Annotated in this window: 17 protein-coding genes, 1 tRNA gene and 1 other RNA gene; 11 read left to right on the top strand and 8 right to left on the bottom strand. The window is 64.6% G+C overall.

Translation table 11 applies throughout. The features are described 5' to 3' along the window. From L0G76_RS08295 to L0G76_RS08280, 4 genes are all read left to right on the top strand, one after another. Window positions 1–479: VOC family protein (locus L0G76_RS08295; protein ID WP_304356825.1), on the top strand; the 479-nt coding region annotated here is incomplete at its 5' end. Beyond that, window positions 467–1,135, top strand: coding sequence for a VOC family protein (locus L0G76_RS08290; RefSeq protein WP_304356824.1), 669 nt, complete (start codon window positions 467–469; stop codon window positions 1,133–1,135). The genes L0G76_RS08295 and L0G76_RS08290, both read left to right, overlap by 13 nt. A gap of 69 nt (window positions 1,136–1,204) precedes the next feature. Beyond that, the gene (locus L0G76_RS08285) at window positions 1,205–2,035 is read left to right on the top strand and encodes a DUF3152 domain-containing protein (protein ID WP_304356823.1); all 831 of its coding nucleotides are present in this window, start codon (window positions 1,205–1,207) and stop codon (window positions 2,033–2,035) included. A 90-nt stretch (window positions 2,036–2,125) separates the two neighbouring features. Then, window positions 2,126–4,696 (top strand): ATP-dependent Clp protease ATP-binding subunit, encoded by a 2,571-nt coding sequence (locus L0G76_RS08280; protein ID WP_304356822.1) that lies wholly within the window; start codon window positions 2,126–2,128, stop codon window positions 4,694–4,696. Between the two features lie 126 nt (window positions 4,697–4,822). Here L0G76_RS08280 and L0G76_RS08275 read toward each other — a convergent pair whose 3' ends face one another. From L0G76_RS08275 to L0G76_RS08265, 3 genes are all read right to left on the bottom strand, one after another. Beyond that, window positions 4,823–5,470, bottom strand: coding sequence for an endonuclease (locus tag L0G76_RS08275; protein WP_304356821.1), 648 nt, complete (start codon window positions 5,468–5,470; stop codon window positions 4,823–4,825). Between the two features lie 94 nt (window positions 5,471–5,564). Further along, window positions 5,565–6,392: a YidC/Oxa1 family membrane protein insertase gene (locus L0G76_RS08270; protein ID WP_304356820.1), complete on the bottom strand. Its 828-nt coding sequence runs from the start codon at window positions 6,390–6,392 to the stop codon at window positions 5,565–5,567. Window positions 6,393–6,577: 185 nt separating this feature from the next. Beyond that, window positions 6,578–6,901: a hypothetical protein gene (locus L0G76_RS08265; RefSeq protein WP_304356819.1), complete on the bottom strand. Its 324-nt coding sequence runs from the start codon at window positions 6,899–6,901 to the stop codon at window positions 6,578–6,580. 146 nt (window positions 6,902–7,047) lie between these two features. Between L0G76_RS08265 and L0G76_RS08260 the strand changes: the two genes are divergently transcribed. From L0G76_RS08260 to L0G76_RS08240, 5 genes are all read left to right on the top strand, one after another. Next, window positions 7,048–7,704: a ClpP family protease gene (locus L0G76_RS08260; protein WP_304356818.1), complete on the top strand. Its 657-nt coding sequence runs from the start codon at window positions 7,048–7,050 to the stop codon at window positions 7,702–7,704. Then, window positions 7,701–8,282, top strand: a complete 582-nt coding sequence (locus L0G76_RS08255) for a ClpP family protease (protein ID WP_304356817.1) — start codon at window positions 7,701–7,703, stop codon at window positions 8,280–8,282. The genes L0G76_RS08260 and L0G76_RS08255 overlap by 4 nt, the downstream gene beginning before the upstream one ends. A gap of 29 nt (window positions 8,283–8,311) precedes the next feature. Continuing rightward, entirely contained in the window at window positions 8,312–9,775 is a 1,464-nt protein-coding gene (locus tag L0G76_RS08250; RefSeq protein ID WP_304356816.1) for a sensor histidine kinase, read from the top strand. Further along, window positions 9,772–10,446, top strand: a complete 675-nt coding sequence (locus L0G76_RS08245; protein WP_304356815.1) for a response regulator — start codon at window positions 9,772–9,774, stop codon at window positions 10,444–10,446. The genes L0G76_RS08250 and L0G76_RS08245 overlap by 4 nt, the downstream gene beginning before the upstream one ends. 118 nt (window positions 10,447–10,564) lie before the next feature. Further along, a complete protein-coding gene (locus L0G76_RS08240) occupies window positions 10,565–10,852 on the top strand; it encodes an SHOCT domain-containing protein (RefSeq protein WP_304356814.1) in 288 nt (95 codons plus the stop codon). A gap of 18 nt (window positions 10,853–10,870) precedes the next feature. Here the strand turns inward: L0G76_RS08240 and L0G76_RS08235 are convergent, their stop codons facing one another. Further along, entirely contained in the window at window positions 10,871–11,209 is a 339-nt protein-coding gene (locus L0G76_RS08235) for a helix-turn-helix domain-containing protein (RefSeq protein WP_304356813.1), read from the bottom strand. Between the two features lie 209 nt (window positions 11,210–11,418). Between L0G76_RS08235 and L0G76_RS08230 the strand changes: the two genes are divergently transcribed. Continuing rightward, window positions 11,419–12,444: an iron-siderophore ABC transporter substrate-binding protein gene (locus tag L0G76_RS08230; protein WP_304356812.1), complete on the top strand. Its 1,026-nt coding sequence runs from the start codon at window positions 11,419–11,421 to the stop codon at window positions 12,442–12,444. A gap of 27 nt (window positions 12,445–12,471) precedes the next feature. Here L0G76_RS08230 and L0G76_RS08225 read toward each other — a convergent pair whose 3' ends face one another. The 4 genes from L0G76_RS08225 to L0G76_RS08210 all read right to left on the bottom strand — a co-directional run bounded on the left by L0G76_RS08225 (window position 12,472) and on the right by L0G76_RS08210 (window position 16,071). After that, window positions 12,472–13,980 (bottom strand): Ig-like domain-containing protein, encoded by a 1,509-nt coding sequence (locus L0G76_RS08225; protein WP_304356811.1) that lies wholly within the window; start codon window positions 13,978–13,980, stop codon window positions 12,472–12,474. 180 nt (window positions 13,981–14,160) lie between these two features. Then, window positions 14,161–14,256: signal recognition particle sRNA small type (ffs, locus tag L0G76_RS08220), an RNA gene on the bottom strand. A 67-nt stretch (window positions 14,257–14,323) separates the two neighbouring features. Then, window positions 14,324–15,679 (bottom strand): RNA polymerase sigma factor, encoded by a 1,356-nt coding sequence (locus tag L0G76_RS08215; RefSeq protein ID WP_304356810.1) that lies wholly within the window; start codon window positions 15,677–15,679, stop codon window positions 14,324–14,326. Continuing rightward, window positions 15,646–16,071: a YciI family protein gene (locus L0G76_RS08210; RefSeq protein ID WP_304356809.1), complete on the bottom strand. Its 426-nt coding sequence runs from the start codon at window positions 16,069–16,071 to the stop codon at window positions 15,646–15,648. The genes L0G76_RS08215 and L0G76_RS08210 overlap by 34 nt, the downstream gene beginning before the upstream one ends. A 251-nt stretch (window positions 16,072–16,322) precedes the next feature. On the opposite strand from L0G76_RS08210, the gene L0G76_RS08205 reads away from it, so the two are divergent. Next, window positions 16,323–16,407 (top strand) — tRNA-Ser (locus L0G76_RS08205). Window positions 16,408–16,829: the final 422 nt, after the last annotated feature.

Below are 16,829 nucleotides of genomic sequence, written 5' to 3'. Positions count from 1 at the left end.
GCAATCCCCGGCGGAGCCCATCCGGGCCCGACCCTGAACAGGACCCACAGCTTGCAACGACGCGTCTGGCCGGGATCACCCGAGCCACCGTGCAGCGGTGGGCGATCCACCCGGTCGACTTCGACGGGCTCGTCACCTCGGCCGCACGATCGAACGAGCCGCACGTCGATCTCGGTGAGGTGCATGACATGACCCGCCGCACCCCGGACGGAAGGATCCTCGACTGGAGACTGACGCGGCGGACCCCGCTGGCCCTGGGCGGAATCCAGCCCTTCCTCATCGATTGGAAGGATTCTCCGCACCCCGCACGACAGGAGATGCCGAGCATCGAACTCGAGCGGTTCTGGGCCACGAGCCCGGATGTGGACACAACATCCAGAGTTCTGCGATCCTTGGGGGCTACCATCGAGGTTGAGGCAGGTGACACAGAATCCCTGCACGCCACAGTGAAAGGTCCCGGTGGATCATGGACGATCTGAGTACGATTCCCGCCAATCTTGACCACCTCATCATCACGGTGCCCGAGCTCGAAGCCGGCGTCGCCGAATTCGAACGCCTCACCGGAGTCCGGGCTGTCTCCGGTGGACGGCACCCTGACCGAGGAACCGCGAACTATCTTGTCGGCCTCACCCCGGCTGGCTGGCCCGCAGGTGCCCACACCTACCTCGAGATCCTCGGCCCCGACCCGCAGCAGACGGCACCGGCCGACGGCACCCTGCCATTGGATGCACATTTGGCTCAGGGCCTGACCCTGCAGACCTGGGCCATCCACCCGCACGCCTTCCTCGCGAAGGTGGCGGGGGCCAACACCGAAGGAATCGACTTCGGCGAGGTTCGCGACATGTCCCGGGAGACCGCCGAGGGGGAGCTGCTCGAATGGCGCCTGACCTCACGGTCCCCGCTGCCGGACAAGGGCGCGCAGCCCTTCCTCATCGACTGGGGAGAGTCGACCCATCCCGCCGAGGCTGGGCTGCCGGCGGTGGAACTGGAAGAGTTCTCCATCGAATCCCCGGACGCCGAGGCGACCCGCCGTGCCCTCGATGTGCTCGGTGCCGCAGATACTCAGGTTGTCGACGGCAGCGAACACCGGTTGCATGCGCGCCTGCGGGGTCCCGGCGGACTCCTCGAGTTCTGACGATCGACAGCAGAGTTCTGAGGTCGACAGCCACCGGAGGAACGGCGCTGAAAGGCTAGACTCTGGAGAGTGTCGAGATCTCCCCGCCCTGCATCGCGCACCCTGCGCTCATCACGTCGACTGCCCGCCGCCTCGGCGGCGGTTGCTGCGTCCCTGCTCATCGGGCTCAGCGCCTGCGCGCCCGAGCCCGACACTCAGACGCGACCGACCCCGCACGCGGCGGAGACGATCGCTGCTGGCGAGACCTCCACTCCGAGCGAATCGAGCGCACCGACCGACAGCACCGCGTCAGGCGGGTCCGCTGGGCCGAAGGAATCCGAGTCCGCTGAGCCCGACGCGGACTCGGCCGGTGCCGCCGGCGTCGGCGAGGGCGACATCGATATGCACGGCAGCGGCGAATGGGACCGTCCGAAGGAGGAGACCGGCCCGAACCGGGACGAAGGCGAGACATTCACGGTCGCGCTGCGCGTCGAGGACAACCTCCCGATCGACGTGGATGAGGCCGCCGCCTTCATCATCTCCACCCTGCAGGACGAGCGCGGCTGGCAGAACATCGACAACGTGTCGATCGAAATGGTCGACGAGGGGGAAGACGCGATGATCAGCATCGCCAGCCCCGACACCGTGGATGAGATGTGCCTGCCGCTGCGCACCCTGGGAAAGCTCTCCTGCCGCAACGGAAACGATGTCATCCTCAACGCGAAGCGCTGGGTCTCTGCCACCGACGAGTTCGACGACATCACGCTGTACCGCCATTACCTCATCAATCATGAGGTCGGTCACGCTCTGGGCCACGGCCACGAAACGTGCCCGGGCCCGGGCGAGACGGCCCCGCTCATGCAGCAGCAGACCAAGGGACTGCAGGGCTGTGAACCCAACGGCTGGCCCTCGAATGGCTGATCGGGAAGTCGAGAGGCTCCCTCGGGAATAAGACCACCGCCTTCATCGTTGATTGAGTCGTATAGGCTCAACTTTCACTAGGAGGTCAGATTGGCTACATTCTACGGATCCGCCGGTTCTGGCGGAGATTCATTCGACGAATTCCTTGCTCGTTTTCTGCAGGGACAGCAGGGCGCCCGCCAGGGGGGCAGCGTCGACATCAACAAGCTGCTGAGCAAGCGCAGCCACGAGGTCATCGACAACGCCGCAGACTATGCCAGAGAGAACGGTCAGTCGGAGGTCGACGCCCTGCACATCCTGCGGACCATGGCAGAGACCGAGCCCGGCGTCTCGGCGATCCGCCAAGCGGGCGCGGACCCGGAGCAGGTCGCGCATGCCGTTGAAGAGCGCCTGCCCGCATCCTCGAGCACGAAGCCCGAGGGCGCATTGACGCTGACCGGTTCCGGTCAGCGTGCGCTCCTCGACGCCTACCAGGTGGCGCGAGCGTTCGGCTCGACCTACGTCGACCCGGAGCACCTGTTCTTCGCCTTCGTGCTCAACCATGAGATGCCTGCTGGCCGCATCCTCGCCCAAGCGGGCGTGACGCAGGAGCGGCTGCAGGCCGGTGCGGAAGCCGCTGAAGCCGGCGGCCCCCAGGGCGGCCACGGAGCAGGCCAGTCGGAAGGGACCATGCTCGAGAGGTTCTCCACGGACCTCACGGCACTGGCAGCCGACGGCGAACTCGACCCGGTGATCGGACGTGGGCAGGAGATCGAGGAGACCATCGAGATCCTTGCCCGCCGCACCAAGAACAACCCGGTGCTCCTCGGCGAGGCAGGCGTCGGCAAGACCGCGATCGCCGAAGGCTTGGCTCAGGCCATCCACACCGGAGACATCCCGGCGCAGCTGTCCGGCAAACGAGTCATCGCACTCGACCTGCCGGGAATGCTTGCGGGCACACGCTACCGTGGTGACTTCGAGGAGCGTCTGACCGGTGCACTCGACGAGATCGCCGAGGACGGCGAGATGATCGTCTTCGTCGATGAGCTCCATACCCTCGTCGGCGCCGGTGGCAACGGCGAATCCAACTCGATGGACGCCGGCAACATCCTCAAGCCCAGGCTGGCTCGGGGAGACCTCCACCTGCTCGGTGCGACCACCCTGAAGGAGTACCGCACGATCGAGAAGGATTCAGCCCTCGAACGTCGGTTCCAGCCGGTGCGCGTCGGAGAACCGAACATCGAGGATGCTGTGGCGATCCTCGACGGACTCAAGGGCCGCTACGCCGAGCACCACAACGTGACCTTCACGTCGGAGGCGATCCGCGCCTCGGTCGAGCTCTCCGATCGCTACATCAACGACAGGTTCCTGCCGGACAAGGCGATCGACCTCATCGACCAGGCGGGTGCCCGTCTGTCTCTGCGTCGTGGACCCAAGGTCAATCCCCAAGCACTGCGGACGGAGATCGAACGGCTCGAAACCGAGAAGTCCACCGCCATCAGCAAAGAGAACTACGAGCGTGCCGGTCAACTCCGCGACGAGGTCATGAGTCTCGGCGAGAAGTTGCATGCGGCCGAGAACCCGGACGAGAGCACGACAACGGCTGACCACAGTGCCGATCGGGGTAAGGATGCTGCGTCCAGCGTCGTCGACGCCGATCAGATCGCACAGGTCGTGTCCCGTGCCACCGGGATCCCGGCGGCGAGCATGACTCAGGGCCAGAAGGCCAAGCTGGCCAGGCTCGAAGAGGTCCTCCACGGTCGTGTCATCGGCCAGGACGATGCGGTGGGCGCAGTGTCGAAGGCCGTGCGCCGGTCGCAGATGGGAATGGGAGATCCGAATCGTCCCATCGGCAGCTTCCTCTTCCTCGGCCCCACGGGCGTGGGCAAGACTGAGCTGGCCAAGTCTCTGGCCGCGACCCTGTTCGATGACGAGTCGGCGATGATCCGGTTCGACATGAGCGAATTCGGCGAGCGTCACACCGTGTCCCGTCTGGTGGGTTCGCCTCCCGGCTACGTCGGTTACGACGAAGCCGGCCAGCTCACCGAGCAGGTCCGGCGGCGGCCGTACTCGGTGATCCTCCTCGACGAGGTCGAGAAGGCCCACCCGGACGCATTCAACCTGCTGCTCCAGGTCCTCGACGACGGTCGCCTGACCGACGGACAGGGCAGGACCGTGGACTTCCGGAACACCGTCATCATCATGACGAGCAACCTCGGATCCGAATTCATGGCAGGCAGCACTCCGTTGGGCTTCAGCTCCACCGATGCGAAGGTCACCGAGAAGGACCTGAGCGCCAAGGTGATGGGCAAGCTCAAGGAGGTCATGCGTCCCGAGTTCCTCAACCGGATCGACGAGACCGTGATGTTCTCGCGGCTCGACCGTGAGCAGCTGCGTGTCATTGTGCGTCTCCAGCTGGAGGAGTCGGTGCAGCGTCTGGCACACCAGGGCATCGGCCTGAGCGTGTCCGAGGACGCCGTGGAGTTCCTCTCCGACGCCGGGTACGAACCCGAGTTCGGTGCCCGTCCGCTGCGGCGCGTGATCCAGCGTGAGCTCGACGACCGCATCGCGGACCTCCTCGTCAACGAGGCCGTGTCCGAGGGCGGAACCGTCAGCGCCATGGTCGAAGACGGAACGCTGCGGGTGATCGCGGGAACTCCCGAGGTGCCTGTGGCAGCCTGAGGCGACCACCTGCACGGAAAGGGCCCGGGGCAGAGGAAGTATCCTCTGACCCGGGCCCTTTCTGTCGTGCGAGCACCTGACGAGTCAAGCCTCGAACAGCCCGTGTCACGTCGCGAACAGCCGGAGTCAGTCGGTGAGAATGCCGGGGTCTCGAGCCACTCTCACGAGTGCCGCGGCCAGGTTCGCGACATCGTTGCCTGCGACGAGTTCGCCCAGCTCCTTCGCGCCCTCGGGCAGGCCTGCGGCTCGAGCGCCCTTGAGGACGAGCTTGTCGGTGAACGGGCGGACCTCGGACCACACCTGCTGCACCTCACGCAGGAAGATACCGGCTCCGGTGGGACCGATCCCCGTGAACTCCTGCACAAGCGCCGAGATTCGAGCCGGGTCGCCATCGGCTTCGTCGCGCAGTTTGCGCATGTCGCCCTTCCACCGTGTGATGAGCAGTGCGGCTGCCTCGTCCAGACGGGTCGCCGTGCTCTCGTCATAGCGGCGGTAACCACCGCGTCCCAGAGCATCGACCCGCTGCTGCCACGTGCTCTGGCGCAGACGCTGCGGTGTCCTCCATCCCGTGGAGAAGAGTTCCTGGGCGGTGCCGAGGGCAATATCGGAGCTGATCCGCGTCGACAGCAGCAGGCTGAGGACGAGGAGCTGCCACAGAGGTGCGGGTTTGTCCCGCAGCGTGATCGAAGCCTCGGCCGCGAAGGTGCGACCGTGCTCGTTGACCAGGCGACGTGCGAGTTCGCGTTGCTCGGCGCTGGGGCTTCGTTCGTTCATGACTGCGATGTTAGGCCATGATGCTCAACGCCGCACTCATCACACCACCGGCCGCATTCCTCAACCCCCTGGCCGCGCTCCCGGCCCACAGCCTTCAGGCAGCAGAACCCTGTCGCTCCCGCTGCTCGTCATCCTTCACATTGACCTTGAGAGCACGGTTGAGCACGAGGCGTTCTGCCAAGGTCCAGGCCGTCGTGGTCATCAGGTAGAGCGTGGCCGCCGATGGCACGAACAGTGCGATGACGGCGGTCATGAACGGCATGAAGCTTAAGACCTTGGTCACACCTGTCAGGTCCGGCATAGCGGGCCTGTCGCTACCGGAGTTCTGGCTGCCAGGTGTCTGGGCGGGAGGCGTCTGCGGCATCTCGGGTGTGAGCAGATGCCGCGACAGGGCGGCGACGACGGTGATGACGACGACGATGGCCGCGAAGACGGCGGCCGAGACCACCGTCAGGTCCCCGCCGGTCAGGAGACCGACGAAGCCGGCGTTGAGGGGGATGCCCAGCAGGGAATGATTGAGAAGGTCGTTGGCATGTCCGCCGATGGTGGATTGGATGAAGATTCCGTAGACGGCCATGAGCACCGGCATCTGGGCCAGGACGGGCAGGCAGCCGGCCATCGGGGAGGCCTTCTCCTCTTTGTAGAGCTCCATGATCTTCTGCTGCATGAGTTCGGGATTCTTCTTGTGTCGGGTCTGCAGCTCGGAGATCTTCGGAGCCAGTCGTTTGCGGGTGATTCCGGCTCTGACCTGGGACAGGCCGACGGGGATGAGGACGGCGCGGACAATGATCGTGAGCACCACGATGGCCAGTGCGGCACTTGCACTGCCGGCCATTGGCTCGAGCAGGGTAGTCAGCCAGGTGACGACCCGATAGGCGGCGTTGACGAGCAGTTCGATGGGTGGAAATTCGTAGATGTTCATGGTGAGGGCCCTCCTGGGCGCTGCCGATGCAGGCAACTCGGCCGTGCAGCGATGGGCAGCAGTGATGATGTCGTCATGGGCGTTCAGCGACTCGACGACGCAGGGCGACACCATGGCAGGCTCTGACAAGGAGCAGACAGGAATGGCGTCAGCGACCGTGCCTCAGAGCACGGAGATGTCGTCGTTCAGGCGAAGGAGCGAACGACGAAAGAGGGGGCTCTGGCTTGAGCGGTACCCGGAGTGCCAGGTTCCTCGGGCATGCGGAACTCGCGAACCTCGGTTCGCTCGTTCCGCACCCAGGGGCCGTGGGGAGCCAGGGACAGGACCCTGACGAGAGCCTTTGCCGCCCAGGGCGCCACCGGCGACAGCAGCGCCGCACCCAGCAGCACGAGGACGATCAGATGCATGGACGACTGGGGAATGACCGTATCGGCATCGGGGCTGAGCAGCACCACGATGAACTGAACTGTCATCCACAGGTTCAGCAGCATTCCGTCTCGGCCTTCCATTGAAATAGTCTCAAGTCCTTGCCCGACTTTATCACGGCGGGACCACGGCACCGGGTGTACAGCTTCGTCGTCCGCTCACAGCGGCACCCTCCCGCTCAGAGCAGAGACACCTTCCCGGACGGCGAAGTGAGCGACACAGTGGAGGCATGAACACACGATTCGCACTCCACGGTGCCCACAACAGACCAACCCAGCCACCGCCGAGGTGGGGCGAGAATGAGGACGCACCGACGACCCCCATCCCCGAGTCCCAGAGAATGCTCTACGCCTACCGTTCGGTCGTCTTCAACGGGGAGCTGCGCGACGACAACGGTATGGAGATCATCTCCCGTCTCGTCCTCCTCTCCGCCGAGGATCCCCACAGCGACATCCACCTCTGGATCAACTCACCGGGCGGATCGGTGCCGATGATGCACGCGATCGCCGACACGATCGAGACTCTGCCCAACGATGTGGTCACGGTGGCGTTCGGGTGGGCAGCCTCGGCGGGGCAGTTCGTGCTCATGATGGGCACGCCCGGCAGACGGCTCGCCCTGCCCCACGCCCGGATCCTCCTCCACCAGGGGTCATCGGGGATCGGGGGAGCCGCCGCCGACATCGAGCTGCAGTCCGGGGATCTGCGCAACGTCCGCGACTCGGTCCTGCACCGCATCGCCGAGGCGACGGGCAAGACCTATGAGCGCATCTTCGACGATTCCCTGCGCGATCGGTGGTTCACCGCGAAGCAGGCCCTCGACTACGGGCTCATCGACCGCGTCGTCGACTCCCCAGCCGACCTGCGCGGCGGGATCGGTGCGCCATGAGCCAGTACACGATTCCGAATGTCGTCGACCGCTCGGGTGGTGGGGAGAAGATCGTCGACGTGTATTCCCACCTGTTGGGCAACCGCATCATCTACCTGGGTGTGCCGATCGACGACGGGGTGGCCAACACAGTCATCGCGCAGCTGCTCCACCTTGAGGCGAGCAGCCGCGAACTCCCGATCCAGATGTACATCAACTCACCGGGCGGATCGCTGACGGCCATGACCGCCATCTACGACGCGATGCACCACATCGGCGCACCGGTGGCGACCATCTGTGTGGGGCAGGCAGCCGCTGATGCCGCGGTGCTCCTGGCAGCCGGGGAATCCGGTCAGCGCTCGATGCTCGAACACGCCCGAGCGGTGCTGCGCCAACCCCATGCCGAGGGTGCACGCGGGGCCATCCCCGACCTCATCGTCGCCGCCGACGAGATCGCCCGGCAGCGCCGCGAGGTCGAGGCGATGCTGGCGCAGGGGACCGGGCGCAGCATGGAGCAGATCCATGCGGACCTCGACCGAGACCTCGTCCTGGATGCACTGTCGGCCCGAGACTTCGGCCTCGTCGACCAGATCCTCTGAGCTGCGCTGAGGTCGACGTACTCCGGGGGATGTCCGGCCGAATACTGCCGTGGTACGACGCCGAATCCTCGGCCGGTGACTACGATCAGAGGATGAGCCGATCCAGGCGTGCCCCCGCCGAGGCGAGCGACCCCGATTCTGATCGTCGCGTCCCGCCTCGACCGCGCCTGGTTGCCCTGAGCGTCCTGGCACTGCTGCTGCAGCTGCCCTTCGCCGTGTTCATGGCCACGCACGATGGTGCCGCTGCCCTGGTCGATGGTGTGCGCATTGCAGCGGCACTGCTGTCCCCAACGATCTTCCTGCTGTGCGCACGTTGGCCGGGCCCGAGGGTCGCGATCATCGCCGGACTGACGCTGGTCGACATCGTCGTCTGGGCCGCACTGGCGAGATCCAGCATCTCCGGCGCATGGGACCACGATGTCAGCAATCGTCCCTGGTCGGGTGATGGTCCGGGCGGCATGTGGGCGCAGGGGCTCACAGGCCCCGAGATGACACCGTTCTACGCGGCCTTCCTCTTCGCTCTCGTCGTGGCCATGGTCCGCGGTCGCCAGATCTGGGCCATCGCCTCGGCGGCGGGTGTCTGGTTGGGGGCCCTGCTGCTCGGTCCCTTCCTCGGAGTCGAATGGTCGGTGGGGCGTGTGGCATCGGCGACCATCGGTCTCATCGTCGCACTGAGCATCGGTGCCTTCGCCCGGCGCAGACGTGAGGGCAGGAGGATCGCGGACGAGGAGGCGCAGGCCCGACATCAGGAGGTGATCGCGGCCGAGCGGCTGCGTATCGCCCGCGACCTCCACGACGTGCTGGGTCATTCCCTGTCCCAGATCAATGTGCAGGCCGGCATGGGCGAACACCTCATCGACAGAGACCCCGAACAGGCCAGACATGCGCTCGCCGCCATCAAGGAGCTCAGCCGAACCGGGCTCAACGAGGTCCGCTCCGTACTCCACACGATGCGCTCCGACGCCGTCGACGGCAGCGGTTCCGGTGCCCGCGCAGCCAGTGCCGGCGGAGGCACAGCCAGCGAAGGCAGCGCCGAACCGCTGGCTCCCGTGCCGGGCCTCGATGACCTGCCGGCTCTCATCGCCGCGATGCCTTCTCGACCTGCCATCGACCTCGATGATCGGCGCGAACTCCGAGCCGACGGTACCCGAACGACTCCCGGCAGTGCCGCCGATGCGGCCGCCTACCGGATCGTGCAGGAAGCCCTGACGAACGTGGTCCGCCACGCCCACGCCACCTCGGCGATGGTCGAAATCTTCCGCGAGAACGGATTCGTTCGCATCGATATCAGCGACGACGGGCGTGGCACCGACGATGCGGTGTTCGGGCGAGACGACGGCTCGGGAACAGGCATCATCGGGATGCGAGAGAGAGCGAAGCTTCTGCACGGAACCTTCACGATCACCTCGGCGAGCGCAGAAGGCACTCATATCAGCGTCAGGCTGCCCTGGGCAGGCGACGATGGACGACCAAGCACGGGGGCGCAGACATGACCGATATCTCGGTGGCAATCGCCGATGACCACCAGCTGGTCCGCGCCGGCTTCGCCTCACTGCTCGACGCGGAACCAGGCATCGGCGTGAGGGTGCAGGCATCGGGTGGGGAAGAGCTGCTGGAGAAGCTGGCGGCGACGCCGGTCGACGTCGTCCTCATGGACATCAGGATGCCCGACGGCGACGGGCTGTGGGCCACCGAGCAGATCGCCGCCGATCCCGGCCTCGACAACGTGCGCGTCGTGCTGGTGACGACCTTCGGTCTCGACGAATACGTCGTGCGCGCGGTCAGGGCAGGGGCCAGCGGATTCCTCCTCAAGGACACCGAACCGGTCGACCTGATCCGAGCGGTGCGCGTCGTCGCCGAGGGGGAGGCGCTGCTGTCGCCCGAGGTGACCAAGTACCTGTTGTCGAGGATGTCCCTGGGGCTGCGGGCCGAGCCGGCGACGCACCTCGATGTGCTGACGCAACGTGAGCGTGAGGTGCTCGCCCTCGTCGGCCAGGGGCTGTCGAACGACGAGATTGCGGCGCAGCTGGTGCTCTCACCGCTGACGGCCAAGACCCATGTCTCTCGCATCATGAGCAAGGTCGCCGCTCGCGACAGAGTCCACCTCGTCGTGCTCGCCTATGAGTCCGGACTGGTCTCTCCAGGTTGGCTGCACGGGCAGTAGGGGATCCTCCGCAGCGAGTACCTGAAGTGACTCCCGGTGGGGGATTCGCCGAGGCGGGTGCCGGCGAAGGATGGATGCCATGTCCACGATCGACGTGGATTCCTGACAAGGAGGCATCATGCACATGGAACACGGCCCCGCGGCCTGGCCGCTCTTCTTCCTCATCCCCATCTTCTGGGTGCTCATCATCGGCTTGGCCGTCACCCTCATCATCACGCTCAACCGGCGACGCTGGCGTCAGGCCGGGGGACCGCCCTGGGCAGATGCACAAGGCCGGTTCGGATCGACGAAGAATGCGGAGGCGACTCTGTCCGAGCGCTTCGCCCAAGGAGACATCGACGAGGCCGAGTATCGCGGCAGACTCGAGGTGCTGCGAGCCAATCGGCTCGATTCCGGGACGAGCTGAGTCGCCTGGCCGCTGCGACTAGGCCACGAGAGACAGCTGCGCCCGACCGGTGACCCCGAACGCGGGCGACGTTGCGGGCGCAGCGGTCGGCGTCGAGGCGGCGGCGAGGACGAGGACCTGGGGAAGTGCGAGGCCGAGGACCACGGCGATCGCCTCGATGACCTCCGACGATGGATCTTTGAGCCCGCGCTCGATCTCGGACAGGTATTGGGTCGAGACTCCGGAACGCCGTGACACCTGAGCCAGGGTCAGCCCCAGCTCGGTGCGGCGCAGTCTCAGCACCTGCCCGAGCATCTCGCGCCACAGCAGCGCCGGGGCTCGATCGCCAGGTGAGTCCGTGAGGTGAAGTGCTTCCATGATGCGATCCTAGGAGGATTCGACGACGATGGCGCGAATTTCTGCTCTGAGCAGACGGATGGCAGCTGCACCGAGACCCGGTCGGGTTGCACCGAGACACGGTCGGGTTGCACCGATACCGCAAGGTTAAGTTAGGCTGTCCTATGTTAACGTCGAGGTCGTGTTCACAATCGAGCCGACCATGACCGTCACCAGTCGAAAGGGCAGGAATGTCAGCTCATCTCTCTCGCCGGGCCATGGCCATAGGCACCATCGTCACACTGGCCTTCAGCGCGAGCGCCTGCAGCCAGGACTCGGCGGAGTCTGCGAAGTCGGCCTCAAGCGACTTCCAGACCGTCACGATCGAACACGCACTGGGCAAGGCCGTCATCGAGGCCGAGCCTCAGCGCGTTGTCACGCTCGGGCAGGGGTCGACCGAGACCGCCATCGCGTTGGGGAAGACTCCGGTCGGCATGGAGGAATACGCCTGGGGCAGCGATGACACCGGCTATATGCCGTGGATCCACGAGGCGGTGAAGGAGAAGGGCGAGGAGCTGCCCGAGCAGTTCCAGGGAGATACGGAACTCGATGTCGAAGCCGTCGCCGAGCTCGAACCCGACGTCATCCTCGCGCCCTGGTCCGGCGTCACCGCCGAGCAGTACAAGCAGCTTGACGCCATTGCTCCGACAGTCGCCTACCCCAAACAGCCGTGGACGATCGAATGGGACGAGCAGATCACGACCATCGGCAAGGCACTGGGTCAGGAGAAGGAGTCCGAGGGGCTCGTCGAGGACATCAAGACGCAGCTCTCAGAGGCGAAGCGGCCGGAATACGAAGGGCTCACGTTCTCCTACATCTACAACTCCGGACCGGGCACTCTCGGTGTCTTCTACCCGAATGAGCAGCGAGTGGCGATGGTCTCGGCACTGGGCCTGACCCCCGATCCCGTCATCGACGAACTCAGGAAAGACTATGACGCGCCGGGCACGGACTCGGCTCTCATCGGCCTCGAAAACGCCGACAAACTCGACGACTCCGATCTCATCTTCACGTTCTACTCCGATGAGAAGAGCAAAAAGGACATCACGTCACAGAGCGTGTACTCGAACATCCCAGCGATCAAGGCCGACGCGGTCGTGGCACCCGAGAACAAGCCCTTCGTCACCGCATCATCGATCATCAACCCGCTCACCGTCCCGTGGACGTTGGAGCGCTACGTCCCGATGATCGATAAGGCAGCCGAAAACGTCAAGTAGCAGCAGTCGGTGAGCGCACTGGATCGATCAGTCGAGTGCGCTCAGCTTCGTCCACTCATCCCAGTCATAGACCCAGTCGGAGATGTCGCTGGCCGAGGTGGACAGGCTGACATTCGAACCGGTGATCTCGACAGGATCGCCGTAGAGTGCCGAGTCGTAGTACTGCTTGGCCCGCGCGGTGGACAGGTTGATGCAGCCGTGAGAGACGTTCTCCGATCCCTGCACCCCGGTCGACCAGGGTGCAGCATGGATGAACTCTCCGTTGTTGTGGATGCGCACCGCCCAGCGCACGTCGGTTTCGTAGTCCCACTGTTCGGAGGTCATCGTGTAGTCCGCTGCCTTCGACATGACCACGTGGGTTCCGTTGTAGGACGGAGACTTCGCGGCACCCAACGAGGCGGGGAAGTTCATGACCTCTTTGCCGTCGCGGGTGACGACCATGTTGTGAGACTTGGCGTCGGCCTCGACGATCTGCTCGCGTCCGATCTCGAAATCGAGTGTGAGATCGTTCTGGCCAACGGTGTCATCGGTGGTGGGGACGTTCTTCAGAGGAGCGTCGACGGACACCTTCGAGTGCGCCGGCCAGAACTCCTTGGGACGGAAATGCAGACGCGACTGCGGGTCGTCGGGCAGCCACGCCCAGGAACCCTCGACCGTGCGCTTCTTGCCGTTGCTGTCCGTGACTTTGACGGACAGGCGGTGTTCGACGTCGTCACGGTACTGCTTCGCCACGGTGGAGTCGAAGTTAAGGACGATCGGGGCACCGACGCCCACGGTCTGGTCATCGGCGAGGATCGTGCGCACGGACATCGGCGATGCGTCGGTGGCCGACACGGTGACCGTGGAGGTGAAGTCGTGTTCCTCTCCATCCGCCGAGGTGGCTGTGGCCGAGAGCTCGTAGGTGCTGTCAGCGACGAGGTCGTAGGCCGAGACCCACGCCGCAGCGTCGTCGGGAGCCGTGACGACGTGCTCGTCCTTGGCAGAGTCCTTTTTCGCCGTGGGCTCGGCGGCGTCGCCCGAAGCGCTTTCGCTTGGCGTCGACGAGCCCGCCTTTGCGTCTTCGGTGTTTTCGTCTGCCGGCTTCTTGCTCGTCTCGGCGGCCTCGAGTGCGGTACCAGCGGTGTCGAAGAAGGCTCCTGGGTCGGAGTTGATCCGGGGATGGTCGGCCTCGGTGATCGAGATGTCGCTGAGCACCGCGTTCTCGACGCTCAGCCTGATGCGCTCACCTGGTTCGACCGCGGTTTCCGTCCCGGTTTCGACTACCTCGCCGCTCTGCTCGGGGGCCGATGCCTCGGTGCTGGTCGGCTCGGCCGATTCGGTGGAGTCGGAGGCCTGCGATGACGATTCCTGCGCAGACGACTGGGTCGCCTGGGCATCTGAGACGGATCCGACCCGGAACACGGGCTCGGCGGCGGCCTCGGCCGACTTCGCATCATTGGGGGTGGCATCGGGGTCAGAGCCCGAGGGTGTGCAGGCCGTGAGCAGTGCGATAGCCGATAGGGCAGCAACCGCCCCGTGAATCTTCGTGGGTGACAAAACAGGGATCCTCGTTTGTACAAAGGGATGAGAGCTGCAGTCCATGGTAATGAAGCCAAATCACGAAAGTATTAAAGCAAGGACTGAAATCGTCGTGAAACGCCCATTTCTCGCCATTTATACGGGCTCTGACCTGGACTGACGCGGGGAGGGGGAGTTGTGAAATTGTAACGTTGAGAAACGAAGGACTCCCCGTGCACCCGCCAGAGCTCGCTTACCCTTGCTGCCTTCCGGCCCTGGGGGAGTTCACAAGATGACGCCGCACGGGGAGCCATCGATCAGTGTAGTCGAGAGCGTCCTCGGGGCACAAAACGAGCCTCGGATGCTCTCGGTGCACGCTTCGTCACCGGTGATCAGTAGGCTGCGCCTCGTCGGCGGATGTCTCTGCCTCACCATCCTCGATCCTGCGAGCTTTGGCGCGGAGGACCTCGCGTTCTCGGTCGTTGCCGGCCAATGCAACCGCACGTTCGAATTCGGCGAGTGCCTCCCGGATCCTGCCGAGGCGGGACAGGAGCTCACCGCGCACACTGGGGATGAGATGGAACCTCGCGAGTGTTCCGGCGGAGGCGAGTTGGTCGACGAGTGAGAGACCTTGAGCGGGGCCTTCGGCCTCCGCGATCGCGATTGCCCGGTTGAGCTCCGTGATGGGAGAGGGAAGTGCCCGGTTGAGATCGCCGTACAGCTGCGCGATGCGATTCCAATCAGTGCTCTCAACGCTCTTTGCTGCGGCATGACGCTCTGCGATCATGGCTTGCAGGGTGTAGGGGCCACGAGCTTCGCGGAGAGTGCAGGCGGTCTGCAGACTGCGAGAGCCGAGTCGGATAAGGGGTCGGTCCCATGTGGACCGGTCCTGATCGGCCAGCAGTATCGGTTCCCCGTTCGCTTTGATTCGGGACGGGAACCTGGCGGCGGTGAAGGCCATGAGCGCCACGAGGCCGTGGACCTCCGGATCCTTCGGCAGCAACCCGGCGGTCACGCGAGTGAGGCGCAGTGCCTCCATCGCCAGTTCGGGGCGCATCCAGTCCGGACCGGAGGTCGCCACATGCCCTTCCGAGAACATGAGAAAGAGAACCCCGAGCACAGCTTTGAGTCGGTCCTGGCGTTCATTCGCGGGCGGCAGTTCGAACGGGACGTCCGCGTCCGCCAGGGTCTTCTTCGCACGCACGATGCGCTGCTGGACCGTCGCGACGGGAATGAGGAATGCTCGAGCGACCTGTTCGCTCGAGAGCCCGCCTACGACTCGCAGAGTGAGCGCGAGCTGAGATCGTCGACCGAGCACGGGATGGCAGGAGATGAAGACCAGACGCAGAACATCATCGTTGATCGAATCCGGATCCCAGGGCAGGGTGTCGATGCTCTCGTGCTCGTTGCGTTCGATCTCGCCAGCGAGCTTCACCATCCGTTCGTCGAAGCGTTCTCGTCTTCGCCACGAGTCGATGGCTCGCCGTTTGGCGACCGTGGTCAGCCACGCTGCCGGATTGGCGGGGACTCCGGAGTCCGGCCATTGGGTCAGCGCATCCGCCATTGCCTCCTGAGCGAGATCCTCGGCACGGCTGAAGTCGCCGACGTAGCGGCCCAAGGTCGCGATGATCTTCGCCGCCTCGATCCGCCACGTCGCTTCGAGGGCCCGGCGAGCTGTCTCAGCGTCATTCGCGGAGGCGGCGATCAACTGCCGGCCAGCTTCCCTTCGGCGATCCAATCCTGTTCCTTCTGGACCCATTCGTTGTCCTGGGGAAAGTCTTCAGGTCCGGTCACCCGGCGGACCTCGATCTGAGATCCGGCACCCAACGGGGCGCGCTTCGCCCATTCGATCGCCTCCTCTTTGGACGAGACCTCGAGCATCCAGAATCCGTTGAACAGTTCGCGCAGTTCACCGTAGGGCCCGTCGGACACGACGGGGTCGTCATCGCTGAAGTCGACGACTGCTCCTTCGGCGGCGTCGGACAGGCCGGCACCGTCTGCCATGACTCCGGCATTGATCATCGATTCGTTGTATGCGCCCATGGCGGCGATGATTTCGTCGAAGTCGGTGTTGTCGAATGCGTCTACTGCAGCCTGGTCGACTGCGCGCATGATGAGCATGAATTTCATGATGACTCCTCTGTCAACTGATTTCGGAAGGTCTCGGTCACGACCTTCTCATGCACTACGTCGAACAAGTTTATGTCGGATCGACACAGCTGAGAAAGAGTTTTCGCCAGAAGGTCGGCGGTCAGGTCCTCATGCGCATGAACGCGGCGAGGCGGGCAGACGTCGGGACATTCGCCCTCACTTCGTGTGATGGTTCACACTCGGCCGTCTTGATTTCGCATTGTCGACACGACTCGGATAGGCTAGCTCGCGGAGGATTCGCCTAGTGGCCTATGGCGCTCGCCTGGAACGCGGGTTGGGTTAACGCCCTCAGGGGTTCGAATCCCCTATCCTCCGCACAGAGGAGATGTCCCTCACCTTGGAAGACTCGGGTGAGGGACATCTTTTGATTCACTGCTCATGGGCTTACTACCTATACGGCAACCGTCCGGGGCATCGTCTTTCCCGGCTGTGCGGGGAAATTCTTGCCATTCGCGGTTAAGATTCAGTCGTGCGGAGCCAAAAATAACCCCCGGTGCACCGTAGCTGGACTACAGGCAATCTCCCGGGGGACTTCGATAGTCTTTCTAGCGTATCGACGGAGATGATTCCAATTCGCAGCGGTAGTCATGGGTTAGCGGCAAGAATGTGTGTATGGGGCCAGCGTGTTGGATCTGGATTTCACCCTGATCGTCCGCCCCACCCTTTCCGGATTCCAGTCCCGTCCTCAACGCTGCAGGCCAAAGTGAGGCAGTCGCTCGCGATCTGTACGTGTGGAA

Origin of the sequence: Brevibacterium picturae, assembly GCF_030453725.1 — a bacterium.
Classification (GTDB): Bacteria; Actinomycetota; Actinomycetes; order Actinomycetales; family Brevibacteriaceae; genus Brevibacterium; species Brevibacterium sandarakinum_A.
Note: the sequence above shows the minus strand (reverse complement) of the source record. Positions and strands in the feature narration are given on the sequence as shown.

Excerpts from the sequence above, each read along its gene's own strand:
- L0G76_RS08240 (WP_304356814.1), top strand. The coding sequence starts at position 10,565 with ATGCACATGGAACACGGCCCCGCGGCCTGGCCGCTCTTCTTCCTCATC.
- L0G76_RS08290 (WP_304356824.1), top strand. The coding sequence starts at position 467 with ATGGACGATCTGAGTACGATTCCCGCCAATCTTGACCACCTCATCATC.
- L0G76_RS08235 (WP_304356813.1), bottom strand. The coding sequence starts at position 11,209 with ATGGAAGCACTTCACCTCACGGACTCACCTGGCGATCGAGCCCCGGCG.
- L0G76_RS08245 (WP_304356815.1), top strand. The coding sequence starts at position 9,772 with ATGACCGATATCTCGGTGGCAATCGCCGATGACCACCAGCTGGTCCGC.
- L0G76_RS08210 (WP_304356809.1), bottom strand. The coding sequence starts at position 16,071 with ATGAAATTCATGCTCATCATGCGCGCAGTCGACCAGGCTGCAGTAGAC.
- L0G76_RS08250 (WP_304356816.1), top strand. The coding sequence starts at position 8,312 with ATGTCCGGCCGAATACTGCCGTGGTACGACGCCGAATCCTCGGCCGGT.
- L0G76_RS08230 (WP_304356812.1), top strand. The coding sequence starts at position 11,419 with ATGTCAGCTCATCTCTCTCGCCGGGCCATGGCCATAGGCACCATCGTC.
- L0G76_RS08270 (WP_304356820.1), bottom strand. The coding sequence starts at position 6,392 with ATGAACATCTACGAATTTCCACCCATCGAACTGCTCGTCAACGCCGCC.
- L0G76_RS08260 (WP_304356818.1), top strand. The coding sequence starts at position 7,048 with ATGAACACACGATTCGCACTCCACGGTGCCCACAACAGACCAACCCAG.
- L0G76_RS08275 (WP_304356821.1), bottom strand. The coding sequence starts at position 5,470 with ATGAACGAACGAAGCCCCAGCGCCGAGCAACGCGAACTCGCACGTCGC.
- L0G76_RS08265 (WP_304356819.1), bottom strand. The coding sequence starts at position 6,901 with ATGGAAGGCCGAGACGGAATGCTGCTGAACCTGTGGATGACAGTTCAG.
- L0G76_RS08255 (WP_304356817.1), top strand. The coding sequence starts at position 7,701 with ATGAGCCAGTACACGATTCCGAATGTCGTCGACCGCTCGGGTGGTGGG.